This is a genomic window from Kutzneria kofuensis (assembly GCF_014203355.1).
GTDB lineage: Bacteria > Actinomycetota > Actinomycetes > Mycobacteriales > Pseudonocardiaceae > Kutzneria > Kutzneria kofuensis.
The window spans coordinates 6,390,368-6,404,258 of sequence record NZ_JACHIR010000001.1; the positions used below are offsets into that span (position 1 = coordinate 6,390,368).

A 13,891-nucleotide genomic window follows, 5' to 3' on the forward strand; every position below is an offset into this window, starting at 1 on the left:
GGCCGGATTGAGCAGCCCCCGAATCGATCCAACCAGATCAACCTGGCAGAGGGCCGTTCGTGGGGCCGATGTCGATCAGTCGGTTGGCTTGTGGGCCATGGTGTGGTACGCGGGGCGGAGCAGGTCGACGACGCGTTCGCCCCGCAGGTCCAGCGGCAGGGGAGCCAGCTCGTCGAGGACGGCGTCGGGACGGACGGCGGGCGCGGCACTGGCCGACTCGGCGGCAGAGGGGCTGGTCGGTCCGGCGACCGGCTTGGCGTCCGAGTGATCGGCTGGGGCGCCGGCGGGGTGCTGCAGTCGCCAGAAGCCTTTGACGGGCGGGGTTTCCCGGGTGCTGCGGCGGATCTCGCCGAGCCGGGACAAGAGCTCGTCACGGCCGCGACCGCGCCAGGCCAGGGCCTGGAAAGGGTCCTGGTCGAAGAGTTCGGCCAGGAGATGGCAGACGGCGGCGAGGTGCTGGCAGGGCATGTCCCACGTGTCGCAGGTGCAGTCCATGGCCAGCTCACGCATGTCATCGGGGAACAGCCGCAGGCCCAGGTCGGCGAACATCTCGTAGGGGACCTCGCCGGCGAGCAGCCGGGCGGCATGCAGGGCCTGACCGGCGAGGGCCTTCTCGACAGCGACCCACTCGGGCTTGGTGAAGGCCTTGATGCCGATACGGCACCGATGGGTCCGAGAACCGTCCTGGACCTGGGCGACGACAACGCTGGTGGACAAGGACATGCTCAGGACCTGGCCGGCGCGAGCGGCGAGCCGGCCCTGGCGCAGCCGGGAAGCCATGCCGAGGGACTCCAGGACGGCGACGAACTGGGCGCCGAGACCGCTACTCACCGACGGCCTCCGGGGCGAGAGTGACGAGTTCCCGAAGCTCGCTGGTGGACATCTCGGTCAGCCAGCTCTCGCCGGCGCCGACGACGAGCTGGGCCAGGGCCCGCTTCTCGGCGATGAGGCGGTCGATCCGTTCCTCCAGGGTGCCGACGCAGACGAACTTGCGCACCTGGACGTCCCGGCGTTGCCCGATGCGGAAAGCACGGTCGGTGGCCTGGTCCTCGACGGCGGGGTTCCACCAGCGGTCGAGATGCACGACATGGTTGGCGGCGGTCAGGTTCAGCCCGGTGCCGCCGGCTTTCAACGACACCAGCAGCACGGAAGGGCCGTCGGCGGACTGGAAGCGGGCGACCAACTCGTCGCGAGCACGTTGCGGGGTGCCGCCGTGCAGGAAGGGAACCTCGATGCCGAAGCGCGAGGACAGGTGACCGACGAGCATGCGGCCGAAGGCGACGAACTGGGTGAAGCACAGCACCTTGTCGCCGTCGGCGAGCACCTGCTCGACGATCTCCTCCAGCCGCGCGACCTTGCCGGAGCGGCCGGCGACCCGCGAGCCGTCGCCGAGCAGCTGGGCCGGGTGGTTGCACACCTGCTTGAGCTTGGTCATGGCGGCCAGCACGAGACCCTTGCGTTTGATACCACGGCTTTCGCCGATGCGACCGAGCATGTCGTCGACGACTGCCTTGTACAGCGTGGCCTGCTCGGCGGTGAGGTTGCACAGCTGGCGCACCTCGAACTTCTCCGGCAGGTCGTCGATCACGGTCTGATCGGTCTTCAAGCGCCGCAACAGGAACGGTCCGGTGATCCGGCGCAGCCGAGCCGCCGCGTCCTGGTCGCCGAACCGCTCGATCGGCACCGCGAACCGGGCCCGGAACGTGTGCTCGGTGCGCAGCAGCCCAGGATTCAGGAAATCCATCACCGACCACAGCTCGGCCAGCCGGTTCTCCACCGGCGTCCCGGTGAGCGCGACCCGGTGTCGGGCCGGCAGCGCGCGAACCGCCTTGGCCTGCACCGAAGAGCTGTTCTTGACGTACTGCGCCTCGTCGAGCACGACCCGATCCCAGTCCACTTCGGACAGGTTGGCCACGTCCCGTGCGACCACGCCGTAGGTGGTGATCACGAGGTCGTGCCGGGCGAGTTCCGCGGCGCCCACCCGGTCGTCGCCGTGATGGACGTGCACGGACAGCGTGGGCGCGAACCGCTCCGCCTCCCGCTGCCAGTTGCCGACGACGGACATCGGGCACACCACGAGCGTCGGCCCGCGCCCGGCGGTCGACACGGCCAGCGCCAGCAGCTGCACGGTCTTGCCCAGCCCCATGTCGTCGGCCAGGCACGCGCCGAGCCCGACCCGGTCCATCAGGCTCAGCCACGCCAGCCCCCGCTGCTGGTACGGCCGCAAGGTCGCGGCGAACGCGGCCGGGGTGTCCACGGGTTCGAGTCGCTTGTCGGCGTGCTGGGACAGCAGCTCACCGAGCCAGCCCTCGGCGTGCACGTCGGTCACGGGCAGCGGCAGGTCGGCCTGCTCGGCCCACAGCACCTCGCCGGCGGTCATGGTGCCCCGACCGCTTCGCCCGAGGTAGTCGAGACCGGCTGCCAAACGTTTGCGGTCCAGGTGGAGCCACCTGCCGCGGAGTCGTACCAGCGGCACCTTGGCCGCGGACAGGGTTGCCATCTCCGCGTCGGTGAGCGGTTCGCCGCCCAGCGCCAGCTGCCACTTGTAGTCGACGAGCAGGTTGAGGCCCATGCCCCGTTCGTGGGCGACCGTCCCGATCGCCTGCGGACTGCGCGCCGACAGCCGCATGCCGAGATGCCCCCACTTCGCCGGCAGCAACACGGCGAAGCCGGCCTGCGTGAGCAGCGCCGCGTCGAGCAGGAAGGCATGGGCGCCATCGGCGTCCGTCCGCAGCTCGGCCGGCTGCGGCTGCCGCAGCAACTGCTCCAGGCCCCGGTGCAGGCGGCTGGCCCGGCCGAGGTCGGCCAGCACCTGCGCCTGCGGGTCGTCGATCCACCGGTACAGCACGTCGTCGTTGCCGTGCCAGATCTGCTTCGCCGGCACCAGCACGCTCGGGTCGTCCACCGACTGCAGCAGCACTTCCAGCAGCCAGAAGTCGTCGTCCTCCAGATCCGGCGAGCTGAGCCGGAAGCAGGTGCGCACCGGGCTGTCCGACGCCGCGGTCGCCCGCCATGCCGCCAGCGGCTTTTCCAGGCCGGGGAACGACTTCGGCTCGCCCGTCAGGGCCGCGAGCCAGCGGTCCAGTTCGGACCGTCCACGGCTCAGCCGCACGCCGGCGAGCCGTCGCCGGACTTCCTCATCCACAATACGGTCCACTGTATACTGTAGGATGATGCCGGAATCCGTGTCGAGCGACTCCGCGCGGCACGCCGGCGGCATCGCCCCGGCCAGCGCGACGAATCGTGCGGAGTCCACACCGGACAGCACCGCGCGCCAACGGGATTCCTCGTCCGGCACGACGCGGCCACGCGAGACCAGGTTCTCGGCGAACGCGGCGACATCGGCGAGAAACCGCACCGTGTCACCGAGCTCGTCGTCCAGCAGCTCTGCCAGCACCGCCGCGTCCACCACGCCGACCGGAACCTGCCACGGCCGCAACCGCTGCCCGTCCGACGGATCCGTCGACGCCAGCGGCCCGGATTCCGTGGACGGCAACGTGATCGTGCGGGTCTCCACCTTGCCGTGCGGCGGTGGCACGGCGAACGGGTGTGCGTCGCCGTCGGCGTCCCGGGGCAGCGCGGGATCCTCCGCCCACAGCGCCATCCGGCCGTCCGGTCCGCACAAACCGTGCAGCAGCAAGTCAGTCGCCCGCCAGCTTGGCCAGGATCCGGTCCAGCTCGGCCAGATCCTCCTCGGGCAGCGCCAACAGCGGGGCCGGGGGCGCGCCGAGGATCGCGTTCGCCTTCTCCGCCTCGGCGGCGCCCTTCGCCGTGATCGTCACGATCTTGGAGCGGCGGTCCTCCGGGTGCCGCGTGCGCTCCACCAGGCCGCGGTCCTCGAGGTAGTCCACCACCAGCGTGGTGTACGGCTTGTCGGTGGCCAGAGCGTCGGTCAGCTCGCGCATGGTCATCGGGCCCCGGGCCAGCTTGTACAGCGCCTTCACCTTGATGAAGCTCATGTCCAGTGCCTGGCAGACCTCGGCGCGGCGGTCGTGCTGCTCCAACACCAGCGACCGCATCGCCTGCCAGGCACGGCCCGCGGTCGGGTAGGTCATGACGTCGTCACCGGAATCCTGGGCTCGTCGCTCTCGAAGGTCGCCGCGGCGGTGTCGGCGGTGCGCCGAGCCCACCGGCTCGTGGTCAGAATACCCATGGCCAGCACCAGCCCGCCGCAGCCGACCATGATCCACCAGCCGAGGTGGCTGGCCGCGGTGAATCCGGTGGCGAACGGGCCGGTGACGTGCGAGGTGACCACCGAGCCGATGATCGCCACGCCCAGCGCGGCGCCGAGCTGCCGGCTGGTCGACGCCACCGCCGCGGCCACGCCGGCCTGCGCGCGGGGCATGCCGGAGACCGCCGTGTTGGTGATCGGCGCGTTCAGCGTGCCGAAGCCGATGCCGAACGCGATGTACGGGAGCAGCAGCAGCGGGATCGGCCAGTTCACGGTCAGCTGGGTGAGCAGCAGGCCGCTGAGAATGATGCCGATGCCGGCGATGACCAGCGGCAGCCGGGCGCCGCGGTGGGCGACGACGCGGCCCGACAGTGGAGCGAGGACCGCCGTGATTGCGGCGGACGGGAGTGAAAGCAGCCCTGCTTCCAGCGCCGTCAGGCCACGGACCTGCTGGAGGTAGAGGGCGTTGAGGAACAGGTAGCCGGCCAGCGCCGCGAAGCCGCTGATCGCGATCAGGGTCGTGCCCGAGAACGGGACGCTGCGGAAGAACCGCACGTCGAGCAGCGGTTCCTCGCGCCGCGGCTCGTACAGGGCGAGGCCGAGCGCCGCCAGTGCGGCCAGCGCGAAGCAGCCGATGATCTCCAGTGAGCCCCAGCCGTGGCCCGGGCCCTCGATGATGCCGTACGTCAGGCCGGCGAACAGCACGATCACCAGCAGCTGGCCGACCGGGTCCAGCCGGCGCGGGCGCGGCGAGCGGGACTCCGGCACGAACTTGGCGGCCAGGATGATCGCGGCGATGCAGACCGGCACGTTGACCCAGAAGATCGACGGCCAGCCGGCGGACTCCACCAGCGCGCCGCCGAGCAGCGGGCCCAGCGCCATGCTCAGGCCGACGACGCCGCCCCAGACGCCGATCGCCTTGGCGCGCTCGCGGCCGTCCGTGAAGGTGTTGCTGATGATCGACATGGCGACCGGGTTGAGCATCGAGCCGCCGACCGCCTGCACCATCCGGAAGGCGATCAGCGCGCCGGCGTTCGGGGCCACGCTGCACAGCAGGGACCCGAGGCCGAACAGGGTCAGGCCGGTCTGGAAGGTGCGGCGGCGGCCCACCCGGTCGGCCGTCGAGCCGGCCAGCATGAGCAGGCTGGCCAGCACCAGCACGTAGGCGTCGATGGTCCACTGCAGGCTGCTCACCGAGGCGTTCAGGTCGTGCTGGATGGCCGGCAGCGCGAGGTTCACGATGGTGTTGTCCAGGCCGACGATGAACAGGCTCATGCAGCAGATGGCCAACACGAGCTGCCGCCGGCGGCGGCTGAGCTCAGGCACCCGTCCCCCTTGGGTAGTTGTATGACTGTAATTGTTCATAGCGTACAACTATCTGGGTGGGAGGGGAACCGTGAGCCCGTTCACGGCCCGGGCGGCTCGGCCGGCGGGCCGGGCTGGGACACCGCCCCGCATCGACGGCTGCTCGGTCTGGTCGGCCGTGTCCGGCAGTTCGCGCCCGTGTCCTACGGTTCGCCGGATTGTCCGACGGTGGTCAGGTAGCGGAGGCCTCGCCGCAGGTAGACGCGCGGGTTCACATCCAGATACCGAGCCCAGGTCGGGCGTCGCTCGCCGCGGAGCCAGGCGTGGCGGGCGAGCGCGTAGCCGTACATCGGCTCGGTCAGGTAGCCGAGGCGACGGACGATGCGCCGGCGGTTGTCCCGGGTGAGGTCGAAGCAGGCGTTGGCGGTGAAGATGCCGAGGCCGAAGTGGACGGTCAGCAGGTCGGTGAGCGGTTCGTGGTCGGCGCCGTCGTGGACGCCGTCGAGGCGGACGTGCCCGAGCTCGTGCGCGATCGTGGCGATGAGTCGGGTCGGCGCGAGGGTCTGGTCGACGGCGATGACCGGGCGGCCGCCCTCCCGGCGGTAGTGGCCGGCGGCGCCCGTGGACCGCCGGGTGAGGCCGGCGGCGCGGGCAAGGTCCTCCTCGGCGGAGTCGCCGAAGAGCTCGACGGTGAGCTGGCCCGGATCCACGTCCATGTGTCGGCACACCTGCGTGACGAGGTCCTGGTGCGTGAAGGAGCCGGGCAGCACGACGGGGCGCGGTTCGCCGAAGGTGGCCCGGAACCAGGCCTGGGATTCCTCGATCCACTTCTGTTCCCGCGCGTTCACCGGGCACGCAGTGGTGAACAAAGCCACCGCCGAAAGGTAGCGTGAGCCGGCTCGCGGGGGAGGGAACGGATGATCGACTGGCTCAACCAGGTGCTGTTCGTGCTCGGCGACGACCAGGTGTCGGTGGCCGAGCTGCTCGGCTTCGTCACCGGCGGCGCCTGCGTGGTGCTGACGGTGCTGGCCCACGTGGCGAACTTCCCGGTCGGCATCGCCAACAGCGCGTTCTTCCTGGTGCTCTTCGTGTCGGCGCAGTTCTACGCCGACGCCGGGCTGCAGGTGATCTACATCGTGCTGGGCTTCGTCGGCTGGTGGCAGTGGGTGCGCGGCGGCCCGCAGCGGACGGCGCTGGAGCCGGGGCACGCAAGTCCGTTGATGCTTGCGGGCTGCCTCGCGTTCGTGGTGCTCGGCACGGCCGGTCTCACGGTCCTGCTGACGGCGGTGGACGACGCGGCGCCGTTCTGGGACGCGCTGACCACGGCGATCTCGCTGGCGGCGCAGTTCCTGCTGAACGCGAAGAAGATCGAGAGCTGGTTCTTCTGGATCGCCGCCGATGTCATCTATGTGCCGTTCTACCTGGTGAAGCGCCTCGATCTGACGGCGATCGTGTACGTGCTGTTCCTGGGCCTGTGCGTGCTGGGGCTGCGCCAGTGGCGGCGGACGCTGGTGCCGGCGTGACGTACGAACACGGCCTGGTGCTGGGCAAGTTCTACCCACCGCACGCTGGGCACCATCACCTCGTGCGGACCGCGGCCGCGCAGTGCCGGCGGCTGACGGTGCTGGTGGAGGCGGCGAGCGTGGAGTCGATCCCGCTGGCCGACCGCGTCGAGTGGCTGCGCGAAGTGCACCCGGGAGTACAGGTCGTCGGCACCCGCTGCGACGTCCCGGTGGACATGGCCGACGAGCCGATCTGGGCGGCGCAGGTGGCGGTGATGCGCGCGGCGCTCGGCGGAACGGCTGTGGATGCGGTGTTCACCTCGGAGAAGTACGGCGACGAGCTGGCTCGGCGGTTCGACGCGGAGCATGTGCTCGTGGATCCGGCGCGGCTGAACGTCCCCGTGTCGGCGACGGCGATCCGGGCGGACCTCGCCGGCCAGTGGGACTTCCTCGACCCGGTGGTCCGGGCCGGCCTGGCGACCCGGTTGGTGTTCGTCGGGGCGGAGTCCACGGGCACGACGACGGTGTCCCGGCTGGTCGCCGAGGCGTTTCGGGCCCGCGGTGGCGTGTGGGAGCGGACCGGCTGGGTCGAGGAGTACGGCCGCGACTACACGTACGTGAAGTGGCGGGCCGAAGGTGGTGAACTGGACGGTTTGGTTTGGATGCCGGCGGACTTCGACAAGATCGCCGCCGAGCAACGCCGCCGCGAGGACGAGGCCGCCGCGGCCGGATCGCCGCTGCTGGTCTGCGACACCGACGCGTTCGCGACCGCCGTGTGGGAGCGCCGGTACGTCGGTTCGTGGCGGCCGCGGGTCGGGGTCGGCGACTTCTACCTGCTCACCGATCACGTCGGCGTGCCGTGGCTGGATGACGGTTTGCGTGAAGGCGACCTTGCCGTCCGGGCCGAGATGACCGCCTGGTTCACCACCGCGCTGCAGGAATCCGGGCACGCGTGGGCGCTGCTCACGGGGAGCTTGCGGGAGCGGGTGGACCTGGCGATGAAGATCGCCGAGCAGACGTTGCGGCAGCGGATGACCTTCGCCGAGCCGCTGGGCTGAGCGGCTGCCCGGCGGGAGGTGCGCCTTGCCGTGCCCCGCGTCCCGGTGTCATCATGCAAACATGATCTCCAGGAAGGACGACGCCACCTCCGTCCGGTGAGCGCGCCTGTCGACCGGCTCCCCTTCGCGGCGCGGATGCGCGCCCTCGCGGAGCACGCACTGTTGTTGTCCGAGGCCGAGTACCGTTCGGTGCACTCCGAACTGGACTCCGGCGATTCCTATCACCGCCACCTGGCGTTGCACTACGCGACGGTTCGGCGGGACATTCCCGAAGTGGTCCGGGCGCTGCGCGATCCGATGTTGCGGCGGCGCGCGTTGTCGGCGGCGATGCGGCTGCCGGTGCCGGACGAGGCGCTGGTCGAGCTCGTCGAGACGGCGCCGAGGCGGGATCGGCTGCTGGTGTACGGCCTGGTGAAGCGATCCCGGCGGCGAGGGCTTGCGGATGCGTTGCTGCCCAAGGTGTTCGAGCGTCGAGGACGGGTGGAGGCGTCGCGCCTGCTGTCGGCGTGCTCGCCGGCGGTGGTCGAGGAATGGCTGCCGAGAACGGGCGCGGACCTGTCGGTGCAACGCCAGCTGGTCCGGACCGCGCCGAAGGCCGTGCTGGCGTTGATCTCCGATGAGCTGAATCCGCGAGGACATGTCCTGCTGCTGGAAACGTTGGTGGAGCGAGAACCCGAGGCAGTGGGCGAGTTCGTGGCCCGGCATCCGCAGCTGTGCCGGTCGGCGAGGTTGGCGCTGGCCGCACTGCCGTCCGTATCGGACGTGAAGGACCTCTTGACATACCTCGACCCGGCCGAGCGGGCCCGGGTGCTGGCCGCCCTGCCGTTGGAGCGGAGACGGGATCTTGTCGGCGCGCACAGCTCCGCCGACGAGGTCGCCACGCTGCCGGTCGAGGAACGTAGGCCGCACGTGGATGGCCACCGGCATTTGCTTGCGGCGCTGCCGTTCGAGGAAGTGTCCGAGCAGCTGCTGCGCGTCACGGCGAATCGTACGCTCCACCGGAGGGCGTTGGCTTGGCGCGACTTCCTCGCCTGCGCGGAGCGGAGCGGTGACCGTGCGCTGTTCGCGAGCGCGGTGGCGTGCACGGACCGAGCGTGGCGCGACAGGCACCATGTGCGGACAGCGGTCCTCGAACAAGTGGCATCCGCGCCGAGACGGTTGCTCGACGCGGTGCCGACGGCGTTGTTGCAGCGGATGGTGGCCACCATCTCGTCACATCTCGACAATTCGCGGCGTACGCGGCGGGCACTGCGGCGGTTCTCGAACCGGATCGGGGCCATGACAGCGGAACGGGCCGTCCAGTTGGTGCGCCGGGATCCCCGTGACGGCCTCAGGCCCGAGGTGTGGGAACACATCGCGGCCAGCCGGACCGATCTCGTCGACGTCGTGTTGGACGCCGGCTGGCCGGGGCCGACGCGCCGGACTGGTCGCTGGAACCCCCGGCAACGGGCGCGATATGAGCAACAGGCCGTCAGGCTCGCGACGGACGACACCGTCGAGATGACCGTGCGCGCTGCGGCGGCGACCGTGATCCGCGATCAGAAGGTGTTGGCGAACCTCGTCGACAGTGCGCCGCAATCGCTTGCGGTGACGGCGATCCGTGGCGTGAGCACGCAATCGGTGCTGGTGCGCTGGGTCGAGACGCGGCCGGGCGCGATCGCGGGGGCGGCGAGTCGCGTGCTCGTGGATCTGGTGGACGGCCGGTGGGCGGCGGCATCCGTTGGCGGAGCGAAGGAACAGGCGCGGCTGCTGGCCGAGACCAGGCCGCCGGACGCGGTGGATGCGCTGCTGGACATGTGGCGCAACGGTCATCGTGACGTCAAGGCCGTCGCCGCCGCCTCGCTGCTCACGTTCCTCGGCGAGGACCCGCGAGCATCCCTGGCGGTAGCCGAGGCCATGGCCGATGTCGAGCCCACGATCCGACAGGCAGTTCTCCAGGGGCGGCCGGCCACTCTGACTCGCGACCAACTCCTGCTGAGGGCGCGGCTGGTTGTCGAAGCGATTCGACGCGGGCGTCCGGACGTGATTCGTGCTTACGGAACACTGTGGCGGCTCGCACCGGAGGGCTTCGATCGCGTCGTGGAGCGAGCCGGCGGTCGCTACGACCCCGACGTCTCCGCTGCCATCACGACGGCGATATCGGCCGCCGTGAACACGGAGGTCGGCGATCGGGCCGCACTGTCCCTGCTGGACCGGATCGTTGCGATTGGTGTCGACGTTCGCCAGTGGCTCGGCGACTGCCGGCGGATCGACGCCCGCTCGGAGCGCATGATCCGGCGACGGGTGAACGTGTTCCTTCAGGTCGGGATGCCCAGGGCAGCGGCGGATGTGTTGTTCTGCCACGCGATCCGCACCCTCGACGTGACCTGGTGGCGGGAACTGGTCGCGGTTGTCGGCGACCGTCCGGACCGGCTGCCCGAGCTATCCTTCCTGTCGTCGACGGAGTGGGACGATCACGCCGCGGTGGCCGTTCTCGACGAGCTGACCGCAATCGGCGGTTATGTGTGCGCGAAGCTCGCGGTGCGACTGGTGGCGATCGCCGGCCCGCGGACGCAATGGGCACTGCCGTGGCGGGATCGGCTCGACGAACTCCGTGCGCACGAGGACATCGACATCCGGGAACTGGCCGGCGTCGTGCGGGTACCCGAACGTGGCCTGAAGATCCTGGGCTGATCGGCTCAAGGGGGTTGCCTTCGCGCACCATGGTGACTTCCCTTGAGCCTCTCGAAGGCCCGCCCCGGCCTCGGTACGGTGCTGGGGTAGCCGAGGCGCATCGGAGGGGTCCTGATGTCGTTGGCCGGATACCCGGCGCGGGTGCCGAGTTTCCTCGGGCAGCTGCTGCGCCGGGGCGCGCCGGTGATCGCGGCCACGCCGAGGGACGTGCCGGACCTGGTGGTGGACCCGACCCCAGTGCCGGGCTGGCAGCGGATCTCGGCGATGTGCTCGGCGGAGAGCCAGCCGGAGCCGGACTCGCTGATGGTCCGCGCCTGCCGGTACGTGGTGCTGGTGCCGATGGTGTACCGGTTCGTGGTGCTGCCGGCGATGCTGCTGCCAGTGATCGCGGCCGGTCATGCCGGAGTCGGCCTCGCGGTGGGAATGCTGCTGTTCGTGTTGAACGCGGCGACGATCGTGTGGGCGCTGCGGGTGCCGGGCGTGTTGAACGAGTCGATGCGTGGCCTGCTGATCACCGACGCGTGCATCGCCTTCGGGGCGAATCTCCTTGTGTCCTACGTAGACCCGGGTGCGTCGGTGCTGACCTGGACGCATCTGGTCGGCTCGGTCGCGTTGTGGACGGTCGCGTGGGGAATCCCGTTCGGGCTGCTGCTCGCGGCGCTGAGCGTGCCGCTGCAGGCGGCGATGTCCGTGAACGTGATCACGTTGGCCAGCAACACGTTGCTGCTGGGCGTGACGATCGTGACGTCGACCGGCGCGCTGCTGCTGGTCGGCCTGGGCACACGGTTGGCGCTGGGGTTGGGCATTCGGCGCGGGCGCGAGGCCGAGGCGGCGAAGGTGCGGCGCGAGTTGCACGACACGGTGCTGCAAGCGTTGGAGGCCATGGCTTTGCCGGCGCCCGGCGACGAGAAGCACGCGGCCGAGCGACTCGCGGAGCTTCGCGGCATCGCCCGTGCGCAGGCGATGGAACTCCGCCGGGGGCTCGCGGGCGAGCCGGATCTGCCGCAGCCGACGACCATCGGTGAGGATCTCACCCTGCTGGCGACGGAAATGGCCCGCGAGGGGCTGCGGGCCCAGTTGGTGTTCGCGGAGATCGACGACAGCACGATGCCGGAGGCGCGGCGGCGGGCCGTTCGCGAGGCGGCGCGGGAAGCTCTGCGTAACACGATGAAGCATTCCGGCACGAACGAGGCCGTGCTGCGGATCGAGGAGCGGGACGGCGGCATCGCCGTGATCGCCCGTGATCACGGCAGCGGTTTCAGCGACGCCGACCGCCCGGCCGGCTTCGGCATCAGCGAATCGATCACGGCCCGGTTGGCCGAGGTCGGCGGCCGCTCGCACGTGGATTCCCAGCCGGGCCGGGGAACCCGGGTGACGCTGTGGGTGCCCCGGTGAGGGCTGCCGCCGCGCTGTTCGTGGCGATCGTGCTGGCGATGCTCGTGGACGGGCCGAGTGGACATGCCGCCGGCTGCGCGAAGTCGGCGCAGGTGTACCAGGATCCGCCGTCGTGGGCCCAGAAGCTGGTGGATCCGTCGCGGATCTGGTTGCTCACCAAGGGAACCGGGCAGACGGTGGCGATCGTCGGAGCCGGGGTCGACGGCAGCAACCCGCAGTTCGGCCGCGATCAGGTGTTGTCGTCGAGTGACCTGGTGGCCCGTCCCGGTGGTGTCGCCGACTGCGACGGCCGCGGCACGTTCGCCGCCGGCATCATCGGCGCGCAACCTGACGACCAGACGACCTTCGTGGGCATGGCACCGGGTGTGAAGCTGCTGCCGATCCGGTACACCGCCGGCGCCGGCGACACCAATCCCGGTGATCCCGGGCGCCTCGCCACCGCGATCACCCAGGCCGTGCACGCCGGCGCCGGCACGATCCTGATCGACGTGCCGACCACTGTGGACAGTCCGGCGCTGGACGACGCCGTTGGTTCGGCGATTGCGGCCGGCGCGGTGATCGTGTCGCCGGCCGTCGGCACACAACAAGGCGTCACCAGTTATCCGACCGCTCTGCCGGGGGTGCTCGGGGTCGGCGCGGCGGACAAGAACGGCGTGGCCGTGCAGACGGAATCCGGCGACTACATCGACATCGCCGCGCCCGGGGCGGATCTCGTCGGCACCTCGGCCGGCGGCTACGGCCATTCCTGGCCCATCAAGGATCCCGCCGCGGCCGCCGCCTACGTCGCCGCGACTGTGGCGCTGTTGCGGGCGTATCAGCCGAGGGCGACGCCGGCGCAGATCGTCAACCGGCTGACGCTCACCGCCTCCCGTGCGGCCGGCGGCGGCCGGGATCCCCGGCTGGGCTGGGGAATCGTCGACGCCTACACCGCCGTGACCTCGCAACTGCCGCTCACCGCACCCGGACCCGGCACCTCGCCGACCGCCGCCCCGCCGCCCACTCTCGTGCCCGCCGCCGCCCCGGCCCAGCCGCCGATGAACGCGCTGGTCGGTGGCTTGGCGTTGGGTGGCGTGGGGTTGGCGGCACTGGCCGGGCTGGTCACGGTGACGATCCGGCGCGGGCGGGAGCGAGGCTGGAAGGTCAGCCCTTGAGCACGGTGGCCAGTAGCGTGTCGATGAACCAGTCGCGGTAGCGCTCGGCTGGCCAGTCCTGTTGCCGCCGCAGCAGATGATGCACGTGCGGGGAGCCGAGGGTGTGCAGCAGCGCGCCGGCGGCGGTGGCGTCGAGGTGATCACGTAGCAGGCCGTTGCGCTCCCACGCCTGGGCCAGGGCGAGCATGTTCGCCTGGTGGTTGGCCGCGCCGCGGTCGCAGAACTCGCGCATGTCGGCGTCGGCGCCGGAGGACTCGATGGCGGCCATGATCAGGTCGCCGGCGCGCTCCAACACGGCCGTGCCGAAGTCGACGGCCAACTCGGCGGCGCGGCGCGGATCGGTCGCGGCGAGACAGTCGGCGAACCCGGGGCGGTTGGCGACGGCGATCGGCAGGTCGTCGCCGGCGGTGGCGATGTTGACGACCTCGTTGAACAGCACGGCCTTGGTCGGGAAGGCGGTGTAGACGGTGCGCTCGGCGACGCCGGCCTCGGCGGCGACCTGCCGCATGGTCGTCGCGCTCACGCCCTGCGTCACGAACAGGCGCGCGGCGGCCGCCCGGATCAGGTCCCGGGTCTGTTCCGCCGACTCCGCGCGGCGGCGGGACCGGTAGGGGCGCTTGACGTCGTCGCTCATCG

At 70.9% G+C, this 13,891-nt stretch carries 11 protein-coding genes; 5 read left to right on the plus strand and 6 right to left on the minus strand.

The window, feature by feature from the left end:
* Positions 1–75 precede the first annotated feature (75 nt).
* The 5 genes from BJ998_RS29585 to BJ998_RS29605 all read right to left on the minus strand — a co-directional run bounded on the left by BJ998_RS29585 (position 76) and on the right by BJ998_RS29605 (position 6,351).
* On the minus strand, positions 76–831 hold the full coding sequence (locus BJ998_RS29585; RefSeq protein ID WP_184866626.1) for an SWIM zinc finger family protein: 756 nt from the start codon (positions 829–831) through the stop codon (positions 76–78).
* Complete coding sequence (locus tag BJ998_RS29590; RefSeq protein WP_184866627.1) at positions 824–3,604, minus strand: DEAD/DEAH box helicase; 2,781 nt, start codon at positions 3,602–3,604, stop codon at positions 824–826. The genes BJ998_RS29585 and BJ998_RS29590 overlap by 8 nt, the downstream gene beginning before the upstream one ends.
* 37 nt (positions 3,605–3,641) lie before the next feature.
* Positions 3,642–4,055, minus strand: a complete 414-nt coding sequence (locus BJ998_RS29595; RefSeq protein WP_184866628.1) for a MarR family transcriptional regulator — start codon at positions 4,053–4,055, stop codon at positions 3,642–3,644.
* Positions 4,052–5,497 (minus strand): MFS transporter, encoded by a 1,446-nt coding sequence (locus BJ998_RS29600; RefSeq protein WP_184866629.1) that lies wholly within the window; start codon positions 5,495–5,497, stop codon positions 4,052–4,054. The genes BJ998_RS29595 and BJ998_RS29600 overlap by 4 nt, the downstream gene beginning before the upstream one ends.
* Before the next feature lie 182 nt (positions 5,498–5,679).
* Entirely contained in the window at positions 5,680–6,351 is a 672-nt protein-coding gene (locus tag BJ998_RS29605) for an ImmA/IrrE family metallo-endopeptidase (protein ID WP_184866630.1), read from the minus strand.
* 42 nt (positions 6,352–6,393) lie between these two features.
* Between BJ998_RS29605 and pnuC the strand changes: the two genes are divergently transcribed.
* From pnuC to BJ998_RS29630, 5 genes are all read left to right on the plus strand, one after another.
* Complete coding sequence (gene pnuC / locus BJ998_RS29610) at positions 6,394–6,999, plus strand: nicotinamide riboside transporter PnuC (protein WP_184866631.1); 606 nt, start codon at positions 6,394–6,396, stop codon at positions 6,997–6,999.
* On the plus strand, positions 6,996–8,036 hold the full coding sequence (locus BJ998_RS29615; protein ID WP_184866632.1) for an AAA family ATPase: 1,041 nt from the start codon (positions 6,996–6,998) through the stop codon (positions 8,034–8,036). The genes pnuC and BJ998_RS29615 overlap by 4 nt, the downstream gene beginning before the upstream one ends.
* Positions 8,037–8,132: 96 nt before the next feature.
* Complete coding sequence (locus BJ998_RS29620; protein WP_184866633.1) at positions 8,133–10,709, plus strand: hypothetical protein; 2,577 nt, start codon at positions 8,133–8,135, stop codon at positions 10,707–10,709.
* 114 nt (positions 10,710–10,823) lie between these two features.
* A complete protein-coding gene (locus tag BJ998_RS29625) occupies positions 10,824–12,104 on the plus strand; it encodes a sensor histidine kinase (RefSeq protein WP_184866634.1) in 1,281 nt (426 codons plus the stop codon).
* Complete coding sequence (locus BJ998_RS29630) at positions 12,101–13,255, plus strand: S8 family serine peptidase (protein ID WP_184866635.1); 1,155 nt, start codon at positions 12,101–12,103, stop codon at positions 13,253–13,255. Before BJ998_RS29625 ends, BJ998_RS29630 begins: the two co-directional genes overlap by 4 nt.
* On the opposite strand, the gene BJ998_RS29635 is transcribed toward BJ998_RS29630, so the two are convergent.
* On the minus strand, positions 13,245–13,889 hold the full coding sequence (locus BJ998_RS29635; protein WP_184866636.1) for a TetR/AcrR family transcriptional regulator: 645 nt from the start codon (positions 13,887–13,889) through the stop codon (positions 13,245–13,247). The two genes, BJ998_RS29630 and BJ998_RS29635, sit on opposite strands and share 11 nt — an antisense overlap.
* Between the last annotated feature and the right edge of the window lie 2 nt (positions 13,890–13,891).

Excerpts from the sequence above, each read along its gene's own strand:
- BJ998_RS29595 (WP_184866628.1), bottom strand. The coding sequence starts at position 4,055 with ATGACCTACCCGACCGCGGGCCGTGCCTGGCAGGCGATGCGGTCGCTG.
- pnuC (WP_184866631.1), top strand. The coding sequence starts at position 6,394 with ATGATCGACTGGCTCAACCAGGTGCTGTTCGTGCTCGGCGACGACCAG.
- BJ998_RS29590 (WP_184866627.1), bottom strand. The coding sequence starts at position 3,604 with ATGGCGCTGTGGGCGGAGGATCCCGCGCTGCCCCGGGACGCCGACGGC.
- BJ998_RS29625 (WP_184866634.1), top strand. The coding sequence starts at position 10,824 with ATGTCGTTGGCCGGATACCCGGCGCGGGTGCCGAGTTTCCTCGGGCAG.
- BJ998_RS29635 (WP_184866636.1), bottom strand. The coding sequence starts at position 13,889 with ATGAGCGACGACGTCAAGCGCCCCTACCGGTCCCGCCGCCGCGCGGAG.